The sequence below is a fragment of the Anaerostipes sp. MSJ-23 genome (assembly GCF_018918155.1).
GTDB lineage: Bacteria > Bacillota > Clostridia > Lachnospirales > Lachnospiraceae > Anaerostipes.
In genome coordinates this window covers 1-18,916 of record NZ_JAHLPY010000021.1, presented here as the reverse complement: position 1 = coordinate 18,916, position 18,916 = coordinate 1, and the positions used below count along the sequence as shown (strand labels likewise).

The following is an 18,916-nucleotide window of genomic DNA, read 5'->3' as shown; positions in this document are numbered from 1 at the left end:
ACCTTCTGATATGATAACCGGAGGATTTCAAAGAAATGAAATCTTTCGGTTTTTTCATACCTTTGTTTTTATAGATATCATAGGTAAAAATTATTGTAATTATTTCTGACGATAAGAAAACAATTCGAAAGCTCTTTGTTAAAAATACACAATAAGTTAAAAAAATACCTAAATTTTTCTTTTTTTTTTGGTGAAAATGCTGTATAGTAAAAGAAAAGGTCGAAGGAATAGGAAAGGTTGATGAAGGGATGATTTCAAATCAAGTTTTACAGGAAACAATTAACGGAATCAAAGAAGTAACAGATATTGATTTATGTATCATGGATACGTCTGGGCATCTGGTTGTGAAGACGATGGAAACGATGGATGATGTAGAAGAGGAAGTGGTATCATTTGCGGAGTCGATGGCAGAAAGCCAAGTGATTGACAAATTTCAGTACTTTAAGATTTTTGATGAAAAACGTCTGGAGTATATTCTTTTAGTACAGGGAGCTAGCGAGAGTATTTATACGGTAGGAAAACTTACTGTGCTTCAAATTCAGAATCTTTTGGTAGCATATAAAGAACGATTTGATAAAGAGAATTTTGTAAAAAATCTACTTCTTGACAATTTATTGCTCGTTGATATTTATAATCGTGCCAAAAAATTACATATTGATGTTGAAAGTCGCAGAGTTGCGTTTTTAGTTCAGAGTTCTTATGGAAAAGATCACAACCTGATTGAGGCAATGAAACAGCTTGAGTGTGTAAAGGAAGATGATTTTGTTACAGCAGTTGATGAAAAAAGTGTTGTTTATGTGACGGAAATTAGACCACAGGATACGCAGGTACAATTTCTCTCATGGGCAAATGAGATGATAAAACAGCTGCATGACAATGGAATTTTGGATGCTAAGATTGCAATTGGAAATGTTGCAGATAGTATTAAAAATGTATCACGTTCTTATAAAGAGGCACAAATTGCGCTGGAAGTTAGTAAGATTTTTTATGAAGATGCAGTCGTTATTGCATACAATCAACTTGGTATTGGACGACTGATTTATCAGCTTCCACTACCTCTTTGCAAGATGTTTATTCGAGAAGTTTTTGGTGATTATTCACCGGATTCTATTGATGAGGAAACATTGATTACAATTGATAAATTCTTTGAAAATAATTTGAATGTATCAGAAACATCCAGACAGTTATTTATTCATAGAAATACACTTGTATATCGTTTGGATAAGATTCAAAAAAATACAAATTTGGATCTTCGTAATTTTGAAGATGCCATTGCGTTTAAAATTGCACTGATGGTTGTGAAATATATGAAACATATGGATACGATGGATTAATAAAAATATCCAGCAGTTTGCACAAAAAATCTGTGAATTATTTGTGAAAAAAGTTAGATACTAAGAAAAGGACCAGAGAATCTGCTATAATGAAAAACAGCCAAAAGATGGGAAGGAGACGCATATGAGCAAGAAAGTATCAAAAATACTGATCGGTGTTCTGGTTGTTCTTTGTGTAGTGGAAGGCTTTTTTCTTTATCGTGCATATAGTGGGACAATGGCAACCGTTCAGAAAGTGCGAAAGATTGAAAGGACAATCGACAAATATTACAAAGGAAAAATAGACCAGACACAACTTCAAGATTACACTTATAAAGGACTAATCGCCGGGCTGGGTGATCCATATTCTGATTATTATTCCAAGAAAGATTTTAAAGAACTTCAGCAGAGTACTAATGGTGTATACTCTGGTGTCGGAATTTATATGACACAAAATAATACGACGGGATTGATCACGGTTGTAAAGACCATCAAAGGAAGTCCGGCCGATGGAAGCGGGCTGAAAAAAGGAGATATTCTGACAAAAGTTAATCAAACGAGTGTATCAAAAAATGACAGTCTGAATGATATTGTTCAGAAAATCAAAGGTGAAGAAGGAACGAAAGTCAAATTGACATTTTTGCGTAAAACAGATTCTAAAACCTATACATTTACGAGAAAGGCGATTGAAAGCCCAACAGTTGAGACAAAAATGTTAAAGAATAAGATTGGGTACCTGTCTATTTCAGAATTTGATGAAGTGACCGTAAAGCAGTTTGAATCTGGACTTGCAAAACTAAAGAAGCAGGGAGCTACTTCTTTAATTATCGATCTAAGAGATAATCCGGGTGGCTTGTTACAGGCAGTAGTAAAAATTGCAGACGATATCCTTCCAAAAGGACGGATTGTTTATACACAGGATAAATATGGAAATCAGAAGATTTATAACTCTACTAATAAAAAACAACTAGATATGCCACTTTGTCTTCTTGTTAATGGAAATAGTGCCAGTGCATCTGAAATTTTATCTGGAGCTATTAAGGATCGAAAAGCTGGAACATTGGTTGGAGAAAAGACATTTGGAAAAGGAATTGTACAGGGATTTTTCTCACTTGGAGATGGTTCTTACGCAAAATTAACTTATGCAACGTATTACACACCGGCAGGACATAATATTCACAAAAAAGGAATTCAGCCAAATGTGAAGATAAAAGATAATGAGAAAACAAAGGCTGATGAACAATTGAATAAAGCAATCGAAATTTTAAGTAAAAAATAATAAAAAAGTGGATCAAATAAGCACTTAGCTTTGTTTGGTCCATTTTTGTTTATGGAGATGTTTCCTGAAAATGTAGTGAAATATTTTGTCTCCTAGAAAAATAGGTGATATTTTGTGGTGAGTGAGTGGTTGAACATCTAGATGTTGTGAAAGTGGTAGTGGTGAGAGTATAGGTAAAAAGCGGGTGGATGAGGAGGTTTTATGACTTTTCATTGCCTGCTTTTTTGATAATAATTGAATGATTCCTGCTGTTACATTATGAAAAGTCATATGAAGAGGATATTGAGCCAAATGCTGAACAGATTATCAAGAATGAAAAAGATGGACATTAGACGTTTATCTATAAGTTGTTACTTGCCAGAACGGGAATCAATCCAAAGAAGAATTCTGCAATTGGAGAGCTGGCGGAGAATATAGAGATTGCTATTGAGCAGGAAAAGAAAATCAATGAGAATATTTATCAGTGCAAGGGGCAGATTACGTGTAATATAGGTCGGATTATTGATACAATTCGGAAAGATGATGAGAAATAGATAGAAGAGAAGAAGAATATTTCGCCGCAGCATGATGCAAAATAAAATAGTAATGAAAAAGGTACAAATAGCAATCGAACATTTGTACCCTTTTCTTGCCTCCATCTATATACTTTCAAAATGGTCTTTGATATAATAAGGACTGTTACAGATAAAATGAAGAAAATAGATAGAATTGGAAAAAGATACGATGAAATGTGATTTTTGTTAAAGAAAAAGTCACAAATGGAGGGATTTACTATGAATGAATTCAAGTTAATAGCCCCATATAAGCCGACTGGAGACCAGCCCCAGGCAATTGCAGAGCTTGTGAAAGGATTTAAGGAAGGAAATCAATTTGAAACTTTACTGGGGGTTACGGGTTCTGGAAAGACTTTTACGATGGCAAATGTGATTCAGCAGTTACAAAAACCGACACTGGTCATCGCTCATAATAAAACACTCGCAGCACAGCTCTACGGAGAGTTCAAGGAGATGTTCCCTGAGAATGCAGTGGAATATTTTGTGTCCTATTATGATTATTATCAGCCGGAGGCATATGTACCATCAACGGATACATACATCGAAAAGGATTCTTCGGTAAATGATGAGATTGATAAATTAAGGCATAGTGCAACGGCTGCGCTGATTGAGCGAAAAGATGTAATTGTGGTATCCAGTGTTTCCTGCATTTATGGAATCGGTAGCAGGGAAAGCTATGAGAAGATGTTAATTTCTCTTCGCCCAGGAATGATAAAAGACAGAGATCAGGTCATTGATGACCTCATTAATATTCAGTATGTAAGAAATGAACTGGATTTTAAAAGAGGAACGTTTCGTGTAAAAGGGGATGTTTTGGAGATTCTGCCAGTTTCTACATTTGAAGATGCCATTCGTGTGGAATTTTTCGGAGATGAAATTGATCGGATCGTAGAGTTTGATGTGTTGACAGGGGAAGTAAAACGTAGTCTTAATTTTGTAGCCATTTTTCCAGCTTCTCATTACGTTGTCCCACAGGAGCAGATTGAGCGTGCGATCAAGGGGATTAAAGAAGAGTTGGCGCAGCAAGTGGCTTATTTTAAGGAAAATGATCAGTTAATCGAGGCACAAAGAATTGCTGAGAGAACAAATTTTGATATTGAAATGTTAAGAGAGACAGGCTTTTGTTCTGGAATTGAAAATTATTCCAGGCATTTGGCTGGAACAAAGCCAGGAGAGCCTCCAAGTACTCTGATTGATTTCTTTGGAGATGATTTTCTAATGATTATTGATGAATCTCATATTACCGTTCCACAAATTGGTGGTATGTATGCAGGGGACCAGTCAAGAAAATCAACGCTAGTAGATTTTGGATTTCGCCTGCCATCGGCAAAAGATAATCGCCCATTGGAGTTTTGTGAGTTTGAACAAAAGATTGATCAGATGTTGTTTGTATCTGCGACTCCTGGGAAGTATGAAGCGGAACATGAAATGTTGCGTGCGGAACAAATTATTCGTCCAACGGGTCTTTTAGATCCATCCATTGATGTACGTCCAGTTTCTGGACAAATTGATGATCTGCTTGGAGAAATTCATAAAGAAACACAAAAAGGTCATAAGGTTTTGGTGACAACATTGACGAAGAGGATGGCAGAGGAATTAACAGATTATATGAGAGAAGTTGGTATTCGTGTTAAGTATCTTCATTCGGATATAGATACTTTGGAAAGAATTGAGATTGTGCGTGATCTTAGGATGAATGTATTTGATGTTCTTGTTGGAATCAATCTGTTAAGAGAAGGACTTGATATTCCGGAAATTACATTGGTAGCAATTCTGGATGCAGATAAGGAAGGATTTCTTCGCTCAGAAACGTCACTAGTACAGACGATTGGACGTGCGGCGAGAAACAGCGAGGGTCATGTCATTATGTACGCAGATACGATGACAGATTCTATGCAGGCAGCCATTTCGGAGACAAATAGAAGAAGAGAAATCCAAGATCAATATAATAAAGAACATGGCATTACGCCAAAAACGATTCAAAAAGATATCCGCGATTTGATTCGTATTTCTGATGACAAAACGGAAGAAGACGATGGATATGGCAAAGATGTAGAATCTATGACAAAAAAAGAAATCAAAGAAATGATTGAGCGGTTAACAAAGAAAATGAATCAGGCAGCAGCAGAGCTTAATTTTGAAGAGGCGGCAAAGCTGAGAGATGAATTAAAAGAATTTAAAATTGCCTACCGAGACTATGATGATTAGGAGCAGTAAAATCATGAAAAAAGAAATGATACGAATCAAAGGAGCGAGAGAGAATAATTTAAAAAATATTAATTTAGAGGTTCCAAGGAATCAGTTTGTTGTATTTACCGGGTTAAGTGGGTCTGGAAAATCTTCCTTGGCATTTGATACGATCTATGCGGAAGGACAGAGGAGATATATGGAATCTTTATCTTCTTATGCAAGACAATTCTTAGGACAAATGGAAAAGCCTGATGTTGATAGTATTGAAGGCTTATCTCCGGCAATCTCAATTGATCAGAAATCAACCAATCGAAATCCAAGATCAACGGTTGGTACAGTTACAGAAATTTATGATTATTTTCGTTTACTATATGCAAGAATTGGGATTCCGCATTGTCCGAAATGTGGAAAAGTAATCAGTAAGCAAACGGTTGATCAGATGGTAGATCGCTTGATGCAGCTTCCAGAGCGAACAAGGATTCAATTGTTGGCTCCGATTGTTCGGGGAAGAAAAGGAGAACATGCGAAGGTATTTCAAAGTGCGAAAAAAAGTGGTTATGTTCGTGTTCGCGTGGACGGCAATATTTACGATCTTTCAGAAGAGATTCCAATGGAAAAAAATAAGAAACATAACATCGAGATTGTTGTGGATCGTTTGGTTATAAAACAAGGAATTGAGAAACGATTAACGGATTCGATTGAGACAACGCTTAGTCTGACGGATGGCTTAATGACGGTCGATGTAATCGATGGACAACCATTAAATTTTAGTCAAAGTTTTTCTTGCCCAGATTGTGGAATTAGCATTGATGAGATTGAACCGAGAAGTTTTTCTTTTAATAATCCATTTGGAGCATGCCCGGTTTGTCATGGACTTGGATATAAGATGGAATTTGACCCGGATTTAATGATTCCAGATCAGAAATTAAGTATTGCAGAAGGTGCAATTCAAGTTTTTGGGTGGCAGTCTTGTACAGATAAGAAAAGCTATACGAGAGCAATTTTAAATGCATTAGCACAAGAATATGGATTTGATCTTGAAACACCATTTAAAGAATATCCAGAAAAAATTAAGAATATTCTTCTTTATGGAACCAACGGGCGGGAAGTGAAAGTTCATTATAAAGGACAACGAGGAGAAGGCGTTTATGACGTGGCTTTTGAAGGGATCATTCGAAATGTCGGAAGACGTTATCGAGAAGCTTCCCAAAATATGAAGGCAGAATATGAGACGTTTATGACAATCACACCATGTGAAGAATGTCATGGACAGCGTCTGAAGGCAGAATCTCTTGCCGTAACCGTCGCAGGAAAAAATATTGCACAAATGTGCGAAATGTCAGTTGGAGATATGGTACAATTTCTTGATCAGATGGAACTTTCTGAACGTCAAAAACTAATAGGGGAACAGGTTTTAAAAGAAATCAAAGCACGTGTTGGTTTTTTAAATGATGTTGGTCTTGATTATCTGACTTTGTCGCGTGCTACGGGGACGCTTTCTGGAGGAGAGGCACAAAGAATTCGTTTGGCAACTCAGATTGGTTCTGGTCTTGTTGGAGTTGCGTATATTCTTGATGAGCCGAGCATTGGACTGCATCAGAGGGACAATGATAAACTCATTCGTACCTTAAAAAATCTAAGAGATCTCGGAAATACATTGATTGTTGTAGAACATGATGAAGATACAATGCTAGCGGCAGATTATATTGTAGATATCGGTCCAAAGGCTGGAGAATATGGCGGAGAAGTGGTTGCCACAGGAACAGCAAAACAGATTATGAAAAATAAGAAATCCATTACAGGAGCTTATTTAAGCGGAAGGATTAAAATACCGGTTCCAGAAACAAGAAGAAAGCCTTCGGGATTTTTAAAGGTGATCGGAGCCCAGGAGAATAATTTAAAAAATATCGATGTAGAAATTCCTCTTGGCGTTTTTACTTGCATTACAGGGGTATCAGGATCTGGAAAAAGTTCTCTGGTAAATCAGATTTTGTATAAACGTTTGGCAAAGGAATTAAATCGGGCAAAGACCAAACCTGGAAAACATAAAGAGATCGAAGGATTTGATCAGCTAGATAAAATCATTGCGATTGATCAATCACCGATTGGAAGGACACCGCGTTCCAATCCTGCAACGTATACTGGAGTTTTTGATCAGATTCGAGAGCTATTTGCTATGACAAAGGATGCAAAATCTAGAGGATATAACAAAGGACGCTTTAGTTTTAATAAGAAAGGCGGACGATGTGAAGCCTGTAGTGGTGATGGAATTATTAAAATTGAGATGCATTTCTTACCCGACGTTTATGTGCCATGTGAAGTTTGTCATGGGAAACGATATAATAGAGAGACACTGGAAGTCAAATATAAAGGAAAAAGTATTTACGATGTGTTAAATATGACGGTAGAAGAGGCATGTGAATTCTTTTCTAATCTGCCATCAATTAGCAGAAAAATGGAGACGTTAAGAGATGTTGGACTTGGGTATATTCGCCTTGGACAGCCATCGACTGAATTATCTGGAGGTGAAGCACAGAGGATTAAACTTGCATCAGAACTTAGCAAGAGAAGTACAGGAAAAACAATTTATATTTTAGATGAACCAACAACAGGTCTTCATTTTGCGGATGTGCATAAGCTGGTAGATATTCTTGGAAAACTGACGGAAGGTGGGAATACAGTTATTGTGATTGAGCACAATCTAGAAGTGATTAAGACAGCAGATTATATTATTGATATGGGACCTGAAGGAGGCGCTGGTGGCGGAACAGTTGTGGCACAAGGAACACCAGAGGAAATCTGTGAGGTCGAGAAGTCTTATACAGGGCAATATTTGAAAAAATATTTAGAATGATTGACCGTATGAGAAAAATATGATATAAAACAAAAGAACAAAGTAAAAAACAGGGTGTGCCCTGAATAATTCAGGAAGACTGCCGAAAAGAAGATATGAAAATATCTTTTTTTCTGGTGGTCTTTTTCTTTTATAAGGGAGAAAAAAATATGTATTTGATGATTGATAATTATGATTCTTTTGTTTATAATCTGGTCAGCTATTTACAGGAACTTGGACAGGAAATTATGCTTGTGAGGAATGATCAGGTTTCAGAAAAATGGCTATCAAAGCAGATAGACAAAGGAATTCTTCGTGGGATTATTATATCTCCAGGACCAAAAAGTCCAGATGATTGTGGTGCTTGTCTTGACGTAGTGAAACAATTTGCAGGAAAAGTACCAATACTTGGTGTTTGCTTGGGATATCAGATTATTTTAAAAGCGTTTGATGGAGTGATTGAAAAAGGAAAGCGACCGATGCATGGAAAATTGTCTATGATTCGGACGAATCAGAAAGGATTATTTGAACATCTTCCTTCTGAGTATCAAGTGACGAGATATCATTCTTTAAAAGCAAAAGAAGAGGCATTTCCAAAGGTATTACGGATAGATGCGCGTTCTGAAGATGGTGTGATTATGGCTTTGCATCATAAAGAATTTCCTATTTATGGGATTCAGTTTCATCCGGAGGCAGTTTTGACGCAATATGGACACGAACTTTTAAGAAACTTTATAACAATGAGTGAAAGGTGGTGGAACAATCATGGCAGCGATTGTAAAAGAGTTGACACAGTATCAGGATGCTGAAAAGATCTTTTCTTTCATAAAGGATGAGACCTATGCGGTATTTCTTGATTCTTCTATGGAAAATAAACTTGGTCAGTATAGTATCATAGGATTTGATCCATATCTTATTTTAAAAGAAGAAGAAGGCATATTTTATCATAATGGGAAAAAACAAAAAGGAAGTTTAGAAAATTATCTGAAAAAATATTTAAAAGAACACTACGAAGATAATGAAACGAATCTTCCGTTAACAGCCGGAGCGATTGGCTATTTTTCTTATGACTATGGAAGAAAATTTGAAAATATTTCTACAAGACATAAAAAAGAAATAAATATGCCGGAGGCATTGGTTGTTTTTTATGATTTGTTTTTGATCGAGGATAAAAAGAAAAAGAAGCTTTATTTGTCAGCGCTTGGGAAAACGCAAGATCCGCAGAAAAAAATCTGTACAATGGAACGGATTATAAACAATCTTAAAGTAGAAGAAAAAAAACAAATGGAACATAAAATGCCAGCAGCATATACTTCTGATTTTTCCAAAGAAGACTATCAGGCGGCAATTGAGGCAATGAAACATTATATGCGGGAAGGTGATATTTATGTTGCTAACATGACTCGTCGAATGAAAGTGGAAAGTAAAAAAGATCCATATGAAGTATTTCAATATATAAGAAAATTTAATCCATCTCCTTTTGGTGGATTCCTCCAATATGGAGATTTTCAGATTGTTAGTGCATCTATGGAACGTTTTCTTCAAATAAAAAATGGATGGGCTGTTACGAGACCGATTAAGGGAACAAGAAAACGCGGACGGACAAAAGAAGAAGATGAATTTTTGGAACAAGAACTTCAGGAATCAACAAAAGACCGGAGTGAACTTCTTATGATTGTGGATCTTGAAAGAAATGATTTCCATCGGATTTGTGAGCCAGGAACGGTAGAGGTGACCAAACATTTTGAAGTAGAAACTTATGCAACGGTTTTTCATTTAATATCAGAAATTCGGGGAAAGCTAAAAGAAGGGTATGGAGCTGTAGATCTTCTTAGCTGTGCATTTCCTGGAGGATCAATTACCGGTGCACCAAAAATCCGTGCTATGGAAATTATTGACGAGTTAGAACGAAGTCAGAGAGGCCTATATACGGGATCGATTGGCTATTTTTCTTTAAATGGAGATTGTGATTTGAATATTGTGATCCGTACTTTGGTTGTACAGAATGGAATTTACCATCTTGGTGTTGGGGGCGGTATTACCTATGAATCTGACACAGCATTTGAATATGAAGAAACAATACAAAAAGCAAAGGCACTATTGTTGGCACTTGGAAATGGAGAAGAAGAATGAAACTGATACCAGATGAAGGTTATTATTTTGGACTTGGAGTATTTGAAACAATTGCAGTAGAAGACGGAAAACCAATACTTTTTGATTTGCATATGCAAAGACTAAAAGAGGGAATAGAATTCTTTGATCTTTCCATTTCTATGAAGGATTTGAAAGAAAAAGTAAAAGAATTTTTAAAAAATCCGGAAATAAAAAATGGGCATAAAGTATTAAAAATTGCAGTATCCATGGAAAATCAGATTTTGACTTGTAGAGATAATCTTTATAGAGAAGAACAATACGAGAAAGGTTTTATTACTGGGTTAAGTAAGGTTAGAAGAAATGAGACATCGCCATTGACTTATCATAAGACGTTAAATTATGGGGATAATCTAATGGAGAAACGTAAGGCAAAAAAATATGGAGTGGATGAACCTTTGTTTTTAAATACCAAAGGGTATTTGAGTGAAGGGGCAACAACGAATCTATTTGCAGTAAAAAATGGAGAAATTTATACACCGAAAAAGGAAGATGGAATTTTAGATGGAGTTATCAGACAGTATCTATGCAGCCGTTATAAAATTAAAGAAGTACACATTTTGCCAGAAGAAATAGAATCGTTTGATGAAATGTTCCTTACAAATTCGCTTCTTGGAATTATGCCGGTAACATCTTTTGGAACGATGGAATGGAAAGAACGGACGGTGAGTGATCGATTAAGAAGAGATTATAAACAAATGATGAAAGAAAGCATGGAGGGCTGACAGAGGTCTGTACAGCCCTATTCTGCAAAATAAGATCAGTCTTCCATTTGTTTTCCGAGAAAAGAAGCACTGATATTTGTAATGAGAAGATCAGTCTCACTTAAAGATTCCTTGTCGCATAAGATGCAAACAAGACCGATAGCATCACCACCAGAAATAATGGTTGAAAATGCTATTTGTGAGATGCTCTTTGAGAGGTCATCCACCGGAGAGAAAAAAGAAGGATCTGATTTTTTAAGAAGAAAATGCCTGCGTTCTTGTAAAGACAGTTGAGCTTTTTCTGTTAATGATTTTCCAATTAACTTTTTTGCATCAGGTCCAGCTGCGGCAATTACATCGTCTTGATCACAGATACAAACAGTATGGGGAAGAGAAGATGCGATAGAATCTGCATATTGTTGGGCGGCAATTCCCATTTCTCCGATTGGTGAATATTTTTTTAAAATGATATTTCCATTTTTTTCTGTAAATATTTCCAAAGGATCGCTTTCTCTAATGTGCATCGTCTTCCGGATTTCTTTTGGAATAACGATTCTTCCGAGATCATCGATTCTTCGAACAATACCTGTAGCTCTCATTTATCTTTTCCTCCTATAGGCTTGATTTTCCATATTTTATACTATATGGATAGTATGTTGTAATGTAGGAGGAATTATGCATGAATGGTAAAATTCCTGATTTCTGCTTTTGAAATATTATTTATGGCTTTCTATTCACAAATGATCAAAAAAATAAGGAGTTTCAATGAATGTTTTAATGTCTGATGGATCTTCAAAGTGCGTCAGTGCCCACATAAGTTTCATTACAAGAGCTTCGGTTGTTAGGTTTCCAGAAAGAATAACCTTTTGTTTTGCAAGGGTATGACCAACTTTATAAACATTAAGATCAATTCCGTCCCAAAGACATTGTGTCGTAATGACAACACAAAGATTGCTTTCAATTAGCTCATGAATTTTGGAATGAAGATCAGGATCTTTTTCTGGGATTCCTCCAAGACCAAAGCTTTCAATAATGACCCCTTTGTAGGTGGTTTTGATAAAGTCAAAAATATCTGGCTTCATACCAGGAAAAATTTTCAAAACAAAAAGATCATTGCATAAGGCAGTATCTGCAAAAAACGTTTTTTTATGAGTTGTAGCTGTTTGAAAGATTTCTTTGCAAACAGAAAATGGAAGCGATGGTTCATATCGGATGTCACAGGAATCAATTTCGGCAATCGGCGGTAAATTTAAGCTTTGAAAAGCATCAAAATTTCTGCTTTTTGTTTTCATTGCATGAGTGCCAAGAATGGCAATACCATGAAATACAAGGTAGACTCCACGAATCTTTTCGCAGGCGAAAGCGATTGCATCCGTTAGATTTTTTTTTGCATCGGTCTTTGCATTTTCTATTGGAAGCTGTGAACCAGTAAAAACAACAGGTTTTGTAAGATTTTTTAACATATAAGAAAGAGCGGCAGCACTATATGCCATAGTATCAGTGCCGTGTGAAATGACGAAACCATCAAAAGCATCATAATAAGATTCAATAGTCTTGGCGATTTTTTCCATATGAGAAGGATTTATATTGGAACTGTCAATTTCCATAATGGAGATCCCTTCTAGATGGCAAAAAGATCTGACGCTTGGAATATAGGATAAGAGCTTTTCTACATCAACAGAAGGTTCCAATCCATTATCAGATGGAGTAGAAGCGATCGTTCCGCCGGTTGCAATGAGTAAAATACGTTTCATAAAAATCCTCCTTTTTGTTTTGAATTATGGCTGGTTATGTTGCAAAAAATATATCATGGAACAAAAAATGCGTCAATAAGAGAAACAAGGAATGGTAATAGTCATAAAAAAGAAACTGTGGTATAATAACGGACGAAGAGAAAAAGGAGATTATTTATGAAGTTTAAAACACAGCTGACGGCAAAAGATATTTTTAAATTTTCGCTGGCATTTACTTATCTTGGATCATCTGGTATTTTTTCTGCGTTTATGGTTCTCGTTGGGATTGTCATGTGTGTGAGAGGAGCAGCCTTTCATGAAGGTACTAAATATGTTTTTATGGGAATCGTTATCCTTGTATTATTAGTGATCGTAAATCCATTGCTTTTATATATTAAAGCAAAAAAACAGGCACTGACCAATCCAGTATATCAGAAACCATCTTATTATACGTTGACAGAAGAAGGAATTCATATTGAAATTGAAGAAGAATCAGCGGATATTACATGGGCACAGATCTGGAAATTAAAGCATGTTTTTGGAGAATACATTTTGTATACTGGAAAACAGCAGGCGTTTGTATTTCCTGAGGAAGCATTTGGAGCGCAAAAAGAAGAAATTTCTTCTTTTATTGAAAATTGTGTCAAGACATCCAGGGGAAATGGAACATCAAAAGCAGGAAAGGATGGAGCTGGAGCAAAATCCTCAAAGTCTTCTATTGCAAAGTATGCAAAGGGAAATGGACAAGATACACAAAAGGAAGAAAATTCTGAAGAATAATAGATGAAAAAGAAGAGTCTCACTGGGGTTCTTCTTTTTTTAAGGCCCTGATTGAAAAAACCTTTGGCGATTGATATAATAAAACGAAGAAAGTTTCCACAAAAAAAGGGGATTTATTTTTATGATAATAGAAAGTTACAGTGCTCAGGATACGTATGATCTGGGTAAAAAATTAGGAAAAGAAGTAAAAGAAGGGCAAGTTTTTTGCCTTGATGGGGATCTTGGTGTCGGGAAAACCGTATTTACCAAGGGACTTGCACAGGGACTTGGAATTGAAGAGCCAATTCAGAGTCCAACGTTTACGATTGTAAGAGAATACGAGGAAGGACGTTTGCCATTTTATCATTTTGATGTATATCGCATTGGTGATGTAGAAGAAATGGATGAAATTGGTTATGAAGATTATGTATATGGTGGCGGGGTTTGTCTAATTGAATGGGCAAATCTAATTGAGGAAATTCTTCCAGATCATTATACAAAAATTGAAATTTTAAAAAATCTTGAAAAGGGATTTGATTATAGAGAAATTCGAATAGAGGAGATATAAATGAAGTTATTAGTATTGGATAGTTCCGGCCTGGTTGCTTCGGTTGCGCTTATTGAGGATGACCGTTTGATTGCAGAATATACGACCGGAAATAAACTAACACATTCACAAACTTTGCTTCCGATGTTGGATGAGGCAATTAAGCGGACAGAGTTTGTTATGGAGGATATTGACGCGATTGCAGTTGCTATGGGGCCAGGTTCTTTTACAGGGCTTAGAATTGGAGCTGCAACAGCAAAAGGGCTTGGGCTTGCCCTTAATAAACCAATAATTCCAGTGCCGACAGTAGATGGTCTTGCATATCAGTTATTTGGAGTAGAAAAAATTATCTGCCCAATGATGGATGCAAGAAGGAAACAAGTTTATACGGGATTTTACCGATTTCATAAAGGAGAAATGCAGGTAATAAAAAAACAATGTGCACAGAGTGTAGAAGATACTTTGAATCAGTTAAAAGAATATGGAGAAGATGTGATTTTCCTTGGAGACGGAGTGCCGGTATATAAAGAAGAGATTGAAGAGAGTATGAAAGATCATGCAATTTTTGCGCCGGTATGTGCAAATCGCCAAAGAGCAGCAGCAGTTGGAGCATTGGCCAAAGTTTATTATGAAAATGGAATTTCAGTAAGTGCTGATGAGTTTGTACCAGAATATTTAAGAAAATCACAGGCTGAAAGAGAAAGAGAAGAACGGCTTAATGGAAAGAGATAAACAAAATGCCAGAGAGTGGCATGTGCATAAGGCACAGCCACAGGATCTGCCAATGATTGCTGAAATTGAAAAATTGTCTTTTCACAAACCATGGAGTGAGGAAGGAATTGAGTCTTTCTATTATAAAAAGACGAGTGATATTTATGTATGGCGTGATCGAAACCGGATTAGCGGCTATATTATGGCAGAACATATTTTGGAACAGGGAGAACTTCAAAGAATTGCGATTGTTCCGTTTATACGATCTATGGGAATCGGAACGCTTTTTTTACAGGAATTTCGGGAAAGATACCGTAAGATGGGCGTCGAAACAATTTATTTGGAAGTTCGGGAATCAAATAACATTGCAAGAAACTTTTACAAAAAAAATGGATTTGAGGAGCATGGGAGAAGACCAAAATACTACACAAATCCAATGGAAGATGCCATTTTGATGTTTTGGGATGATCCAAATCCGCTCCAGACATTACCAGTAGAAACAACGCATGAGACTTCTTATAATGAGTCTTGTAAGGAGGACAAGTCGATGTTATGTAATGTATGTGGAAATCCATTAAAAGAAAAAAGTGATTTTATTGAAGTAAAAAAAGAGTGGGGATATTTTTCAGACAAAGATACACAGATTCATGAATTTAAGATCTGTGAGAGATGTTATGATCGTATGATCAAGCAGTTTGAAATTCCACCAAGGGTAACAGAAAAAAAAGAAATTTTATCTTGAAAGTAGTAAAGCTTTCACCTTAATAGGTGGTAAGTAATAGTAAAAAGGTGATATATGTTAGATGTATGTTTATTAGGAACAGGTGGGATGATGCCTCTTCCATATCGAAAGTTAACAGCTTGTATGACCCGATTTCAGGGACATAGTCTGTTGATTGATTGTGGCGAGGGGACACAGGTAGGAATTAAAGAGCGTGGCTGGAGTGTAAAGCCGCTGGATGCAATTTGTTTTACTCATTTTCATGCAGATCACATCAGCGGCCTTCCAGGTCTTTTGTTAACGCTTGGAAATGCAGAGAGAACCGAACCGCTATTGATCATTGGACCAAGAGGAGTGGAAAAAATTGTAAATTCCTTAAGGGTAATTGCACCGGAACTTCCGTTTCCAATTAAATTTTATGAATTAAGAGAAAAAGAACATACCATTGAGATGGATGGGTATTCGATTGAGGCATTTCAGGTAAAACATAATGTAATTTGTTATGGGTATAATGTGGTAATTCCACGTGCTGGAAAATTTGATCCACAGAAAGCAAGGGATAACCAGATTCCAATGAAATATTGGAATCGTCTGCAGAAGGGAGAATCTGTGGAAGATGAAAATGGAAGGATTCTTACGAGTGATATGATTCTTGGGGCTCCGAGAAAAGGAATTAAACTGACATACTGTACGGATACAAGACCCGTGCCGGCTATTGCGGAACATGCGGCCGGGGCAGATCTTTTTATTTGTGAAGGAATGTACGGAGAAGAAGGAAAAGAAAAGAAAGCCAGAGAATATAAACATATGACGTTTTATGAAGCAGCGAATCTTGCAAAAACGGCAGATGTAAAAAAAATGTGGTTGACACATTATAGCCCGTCTCTTGTAAGACCGGAAGAGTTTATGGACAAGGTTCGTAAGATTTTTCCGCGCTCAGTGGCAGGAAAAGATGGAAAGACAGTAACTTTAGATTTTTGTGAGGAGTAAGATTTTATGAACGATACGATAAAAATACTTGCAATCGAATCTTCTTGCGATGAAACAGCAGCAGCAGTTGTTGAAAATGGAAGATTTGTAAAATCCAACGTGATTTCATCACAGATTGAATTGCATAAGTTATATGGAGGGGTAGTCCCTGAGATTGCCTCAAGAAAACATATTGAAAAAATTAATTTTGTTATAGAAGAAGCACTAAAAGAAGCTGGAGAAACCTTAGATACAATCGATGCAGTTGCAGTTACTTATGGGCCAGGTCTTGTTGGAGCTCTTTTAGTTGGGGTTGCAGAAGCAAAGGCTATTGCATTTGCAAAAAATAAACCATTGGTTGGTGTCCATCATATTGAAGGACATATTTGTGCCAATTATATTGAACATTTAGATTTAGAGCCACCATTTTTGTGTCTTGTTGTGTCCGGGGGACATACCCATCTTGTAGATGTTAAAGATTATGGAAAGTATGAAATTATTGGATGTACAAGAGATGATGCAGCGGGAGAAGCATTTGATAAAGTGGCCCGCGCAATTGGACTTGGATATCCTGGTGGACCTAAAATTGAAAAACTTGCAAAAGAAGGGAATAAGGATGCAATCGCATTTCCAAGAGCAAAAGTTCATGGATCTAAAATGGACTTTAGTTTTAGTGGATTAAAATCATCCGTATTAAATTATCTTAATAAATGTGAGATGAAGGGAGAAACGGTAAATCGAGCTGATGTTGCGGCATCTTTCCAAGAAGCAGTTGTTGATGTATTAAGTTCACATGGGGTAGAAGCTGCAAAAGAGCTTGGATATAAAAAACTTGCGATTGCAGGCGGAGTTGCGTCAAATCATGCATTCCGTGAAAAAATGCAGGAGAGATGTAAAGCGGCTGGAATAGAATTTTATCATCCATCTCCGATTTTCTGCACAGATAATGCAGCTATGATCGGAGTCTGTGGATATTATGAATATATCAATGGCACAAGAAGTGGATGGGATTTAAATGCAGTTCCGGGATTAAAAATTGGAACCAGATAGGGGAAGTGTGTATGCATAAGAAAGTAGTTGCAATCGTTCTTGCAGCAGGAGAAGGAAAACGAATGGGAAGCGGGATTCCGAAACAGTATATGCTGATTAAATCAAGACCGCTTGTTTATTATGCATTGAAAGCGTTTGAAAACAGTCCGGTAAATGAGGTGATTCTTGTAACCGGAAAAGATGAAATTGATTATTGCAAAGAGCATATTGTGAAAAAATACGGTTTTCGTAAGGTTTCAAAAATTATTGCAGGGGGCTGTGAACGATATGCATCTGTCTATGAGGGACTAAAAGCAATCCATCAGGCAGATTATGTTTTAATTCATGATGGAGCTCGTCCAATGATTCATAAGGATATGATTAAACGTTGTATTTTAAGCGTCATGGAGTTTCGGGCATGTGTGGTTGGTATGCCGGTAAAAGATACAATTAAAGTGGTTGATGAAAGAAATTATGCGATTCATACACCAGATAGAAAGACGTTGTGGCAGGTACAGACGCCACAGTGTTTTGAGTATGATCTTGTAAAGAAAGCTTATGAGACACTGATGGAAAGTGGCGATACAAGCGCGACAGATGATGCTATGGTTGTGGAAACCTATGCAAAAGTTCCAGTCAAACTTATTGAAGGTGGTTATGATAATATTAAGATTACAACGCCAGAGGATGTAAAAATTGCAGGAAGTTTAATGAAGGCAAGAAAAGTTTTCCGGATTCTTCATCAAATTCATGATAAGCTAATAAGCGCGCAAATGCGTGCTTTTAAGCAGCATCAGAAAAGAAAAATCAAAAAAAAATAAAAAAATTTTGAAAAAGTGTTGACAAGTGTATCCTGGTTTGGTATTATAAACAAGTCGTCGCGTGAGTGACACAAAAACAAAACAGAATACACACCTGGAGAGGTATCGAAGTGGTCATAACGAGGCGGTCTTGAAAACCGTTTGTCCGCAAGGGCACGTGGGTTCGAATCCCACCCTCTCCGTTAATCATGAAAAAGTCATGATTCAACCCTTGGAGAAGTACCCAAGTGGCTGAAGGGGCTCGCCTGGAAAGTGAGTAGGTCGTTAATAGCGGCGCGAGGGTTCAAATCCCTCCTTCTCCGTTGGATATGTATTCCAAGGATAAATTATTGAAAAAGTTCTTGACAAATTGGAAAGAATGTAGTATGATGTAAAAGTTGCTGCGGTCCTGATAAGACAGAAAGCAACAAAATAAATCAAAAAAGTTCTTGACAAACAAAGAACAGAGTGATATAATAGAAAAGCTTCTTACACACAGAAGCAAATCACAGAACATTGACAACTGAACAATAAGACAACCTTGAAAATTCAATTGAATTTTTCAGACGATTTTAGTAAAAATCGACGAACGTTCTTTAAGAACAGTAATAACAAGGATAAAG

General features: G+C 36.6%; 17 protein-coding genes and 2 tRNA genes. 17 read left to right on the top strand and 2 right to left on the bottom strand.

The window, feature by feature from the left end; all coding sequences use genetic code 11:
• Window positions 1-248 precede the first annotated feature (248 nt).
• The 8 genes from KQI71_RS11210 to KQI71_RS11175 all read left to right on the top strand — a co-directional run bounded on the left by KQI71_RS11210 (window position 249) and on the right by KQI71_RS11175 (window position 11,045).
• Complete coding sequence (locus KQI71_RS11210) at window positions 249-1,334, top strand: PucR family transcriptional regulator (RefSeq protein WP_216436218.1); 1,086 nt, start codon at window positions 249-251, stop codon at window positions 1,332-1,334.
• A gap of 124 nt (window positions 1,335-1,458) precedes the next feature.
• The gene (locus KQI71_RS11205) at window positions 1,459-2,592 is read left to right on the top strand and encodes a S41 family peptidase (protein ID WP_216436217.1); all 1,134 of its coding nucleotides are present in this window, start codon (window positions 1,459-1,461) and stop codon (window positions 2,590-2,592) included.
• Window positions 2,593-2,939: 347 nt separating this feature from the next.
• On the top strand, window positions 2,940-3,125 hold the full coding sequence (locus tag KQI71_RS12630) for a hypothetical protein (RefSeq protein WP_253288066.1): 186 nt from the start codon (window positions 2,940-2,942) through the stop codon (window positions 3,123-3,125).
• A 240-nt stretch (window positions 3,126-3,365) separates the two neighbouring features.
• Window positions 3,366-5,354, top strand: coding sequence for an excinuclease ABC subunit UvrB (uvrB, locus tag KQI71_RS11195; RefSeq protein WP_216436216.1), 1,989 nt, complete (start codon window positions 3,366-3,368; stop codon window positions 5,352-5,354).
• 13 nt (window positions 5,355-5,367) lie between these two features.
• Entirely contained in the window at window positions 5,368-8,190 is a 2,823-nt protein-coding gene (gene uvrA, locus KQI71_RS11190; RefSeq protein ID WP_216436215.1) for an excinuclease ABC subunit UvrA, read from the top strand.
• A 149-nt stretch (window positions 8,191-8,339) separates the two neighbouring features.
• Window positions 8,340-8,978: an anthranilate synthase component II gene (locus KQI71_RS11185; RefSeq protein ID WP_216436214.1), complete on the top strand. Its 639-nt coding sequence runs from the start codon at window positions 8,340-8,342 to the stop codon at window positions 8,976-8,978.
• Entirely contained in the window at window positions 8,935-10,302 is a 1,368-nt protein-coding gene (gene pabB / locus KQI71_RS11180; RefSeq protein ID WP_216436213.1) for an aminodeoxychorismate synthase component I, read from the top strand. Before KQI71_RS11185 ends, pabB begins: the two co-directional genes overlap by 44 nt.
• Window positions 10,299-11,045 carry an aminotransferase class IV gene (locus KQI71_RS11175; protein WP_216436212.1) on the top strand — a complete coding sequence of 249 codons (747 nt, stop codon included), beginning with the start codon at window positions 10,299-10,301 and terminating at the stop codon, window positions 11,043-11,045. Before pabB ends, KQI71_RS11175 begins: the two co-directional genes overlap by 4 nt.
• A 35-nt stretch (window positions 11,046-11,080) precedes the next feature.
• Here KQI71_RS11175 and KQI71_RS11170 read toward each other — a convergent pair whose 3' ends face one another.
• Window positions 11,081-11,623: a stage V sporulation T C-terminal domain-containing protein gene (locus KQI71_RS11170; protein ID WP_216436211.1), complete on the bottom strand. Its 543-nt coding sequence runs from the start codon at window positions 11,621-11,623 to the stop codon at window positions 11,081-11,083.
• A 135-nt stretch (window positions 11,624-11,758) separates the two neighbouring features.
• Window positions 11,759-12,778: an asparaginase gene (locus tag KQI71_RS11165; protein ID WP_216436210.1), complete on the bottom strand. Its 1,020-nt coding sequence runs from the start codon at window positions 12,776-12,778 to the stop codon at window positions 11,759-11,761.
• Between the two features lie 156 nt (window positions 12,779-12,934).
• Here KQI71_RS11165 and KQI71_RS11160 point away from each other — a divergent pair, with 156 nt between their 5' ends.
• From KQI71_RS11160 to KQI71_RS11120, 9 genes are all read left to right on the top strand, one after another.
• The gene (locus KQI71_RS11160; RefSeq protein WP_216436209.1) at window positions 12,935-13,537 is read left to right on the top strand and encodes a YcxB family protein; all 603 of its coding nucleotides are present in this window, start codon (window positions 12,935-12,937) and stop codon (window positions 13,535-13,537) included.
• Between the two features lie 121 nt (window positions 13,538-13,658).
• Window positions 13,659-14,084, top strand: a complete 426-nt coding sequence (tsaE, locus tag KQI71_RS11155) for a tRNA (adenosine(37)-N6)-threonylcarbamoyltransferase complex ATPase subunit type 1 TsaE (protein ID WP_216436208.1) — start codon at window positions 13,659-13,661, stop codon at window positions 14,082-14,084.
• The gene (tsaB, locus tag KQI71_RS11150) at window positions 14,085-14,795 is read left to right on the top strand and encodes a tRNA (adenosine(37)-N6)-threonylcarbamoyltransferase complex dimerization subunit type 1 TsaB (protein ID WP_216436207.1); all 711 of its coding nucleotides are present in this window, start codon (window positions 14,085-14,087) and stop codon (window positions 14,793-14,795) included.
• Window positions 14,782-15,516, top strand: coding sequence for a ribosomal protein S18-alanine N-acetyltransferase (gene rimI / locus KQI71_RS11145; protein ID WP_253288064.1), 735 nt, complete (start codon window positions 14,782-14,784; stop codon window positions 15,514-15,516). The genes tsaB and rimI overlap by 14 nt, the downstream gene beginning before the upstream one ends.
• 54 nt (window positions 15,517-15,570) lie before the next feature.
• A complete protein-coding gene (locus KQI71_RS11140; RefSeq protein WP_216436206.1) occupies window positions 15,571-16,485 on the top strand; it encodes a ribonuclease Z in 915 nt (304 codons plus the stop codon).
• A 6-nt stretch (window positions 16,486-16,491) separates the two neighbouring features.
• Window positions 16,492-17,514 carry a tRNA (adenosine(37)-N6)-threonylcarbamoyltransferase complex transferase subunit TsaD gene (gene tsaD / locus KQI71_RS11135; protein ID WP_216436205.1) on the top strand — a complete coding sequence of 341 codons (1,023 nt, stop codon included), beginning with the start codon at window positions 16,492-16,494 and terminating at the stop codon, window positions 17,512-17,514.
• 11 nt (window positions 17,515-17,525) lie between these two features.
• The gene (gene ispD / locus KQI71_RS11130; protein ID WP_216436204.1) at window positions 17,526-18,314 is read left to right on the top strand and encodes a 2-C-methyl-D-erythritol 4-phosphate cytidylyltransferase; all 789 of its coding nucleotides are present in this window, start codon (window positions 17,526-17,528) and stop codon (window positions 18,312-18,314) included.
• A gap of 96 nt (window positions 18,315-18,410) precedes the next feature.
• Window positions 18,411-18,496, top strand: a tRNA-Ser gene (locus KQI71_RS11125).
• A 31-nt stretch (window positions 18,497-18,527) separates the two neighbouring features.
• A tRNA-Ser gene (locus KQI71_RS11120) sits at window positions 18,528-18,616 on the top strand.
• Window positions 18,617-18,916: the final 300 nt, after the last annotated feature.

Excerpts from the sequence above, each read along its gene's own strand:
- KQI71_RS11165 (WP_216436210.1), bottom strand. The coding sequence starts at position 12,778 with ATGAAACGTATTTTACTCATTGCAACCGGCGGAACGATCGCTTCTACT.
- uvrB (WP_216436216.1), top strand. The coding sequence starts at position 3,366 with ATGAATGAATTCAAGTTAATAGCCCCATATAAGCCGACTGGAGACCAG.
- KQI71_RS11210 (WP_216436218.1), top strand. The coding sequence starts at position 249 with ATGATTTCAAATCAAGTTTTACAGGAAACAATTAACGGAATCAAAGAA.
- uvrA (WP_216436215.1), top strand. The coding sequence starts at position 5,368 with ATGAAAAAAGAAATGATACGAATCAAAGGAGCGAGAGAGAATAATTTA.
- ispD (WP_216436204.1), top strand. The coding sequence starts at position 17,526 with ATGCATAAGAAAGTAGTTGCAATCGTTCTTGCAGCAGGAGAAGGAAAA.
- KQI71_RS11205 (WP_216436217.1), top strand. The coding sequence starts at position 1,459 with ATGAGCAAGAAAGTATCAAAAATACTGATCGGTGTTCTGGTTGTTCTT.
- KQI71_RS11170 (WP_216436211.1), bottom strand. The coding sequence starts at position 11,623 with ATGAGAGCTACAGGTATTGTTCGAAGAATCGATGATCTCGGAAGAATC.
- tsaB (WP_216436207.1), top strand. The coding sequence starts at position 14,085 with ATGAAGTTATTAGTATTGGATAGTTCCGGCCTGGTTGCTTCGGTTGCG.
- KQI71_RS11160 (WP_216436209.1), top strand. The coding sequence starts at position 12,935 with ATGAAGTTTAAAACACAGCTGACGGCAAAAGATATTTTTAAATTTTCG.
- KQI71_RS11175 (WP_216436212.1), top strand. The coding sequence starts at position 10,299 with ATGAAACTGATACCAGATGAAGGTTATTATTTTGGACTTGGAGTATTT.
- rimI (WP_253288064.1), top strand. The coding sequence starts at position 14,782 with ATGGAAAGAGATAAACAAAATGCCAGAGAGTGGCATGTGCATAAGGCA.
- tsaE (WP_216436208.1), top strand. The coding sequence starts at position 13,659 with ATGATAATAGAAAGTTACAGTGCTCAGGATACGTATGATCTGGGTAAA.
- tsaD (WP_216436205.1), top strand. The coding sequence starts at position 16,492 with ATGAACGATACGATAAAAATACTTGCAATCGAATCTTCTTGCGATGAA.
- KQI71_RS11185 (WP_216436214.1), top strand. The coding sequence starts at position 8,340 with ATGTATTTGATGATTGATAATTATGATTCTTTTGTTTATAATCTGGTC.
- KQI71_RS11140 (WP_216436206.1), top strand. The coding sequence starts at position 15,571 with ATGTTAGATGTATGTTTATTAGGAACAGGTGGGATGATGCCTCTTCCA.
- pabB (WP_216436213.1), top strand. The coding sequence starts at position 8,935 with ATGGCAGCGATTGTAAAAGAGTTGACACAGTATCAGGATGCTGAAAAG.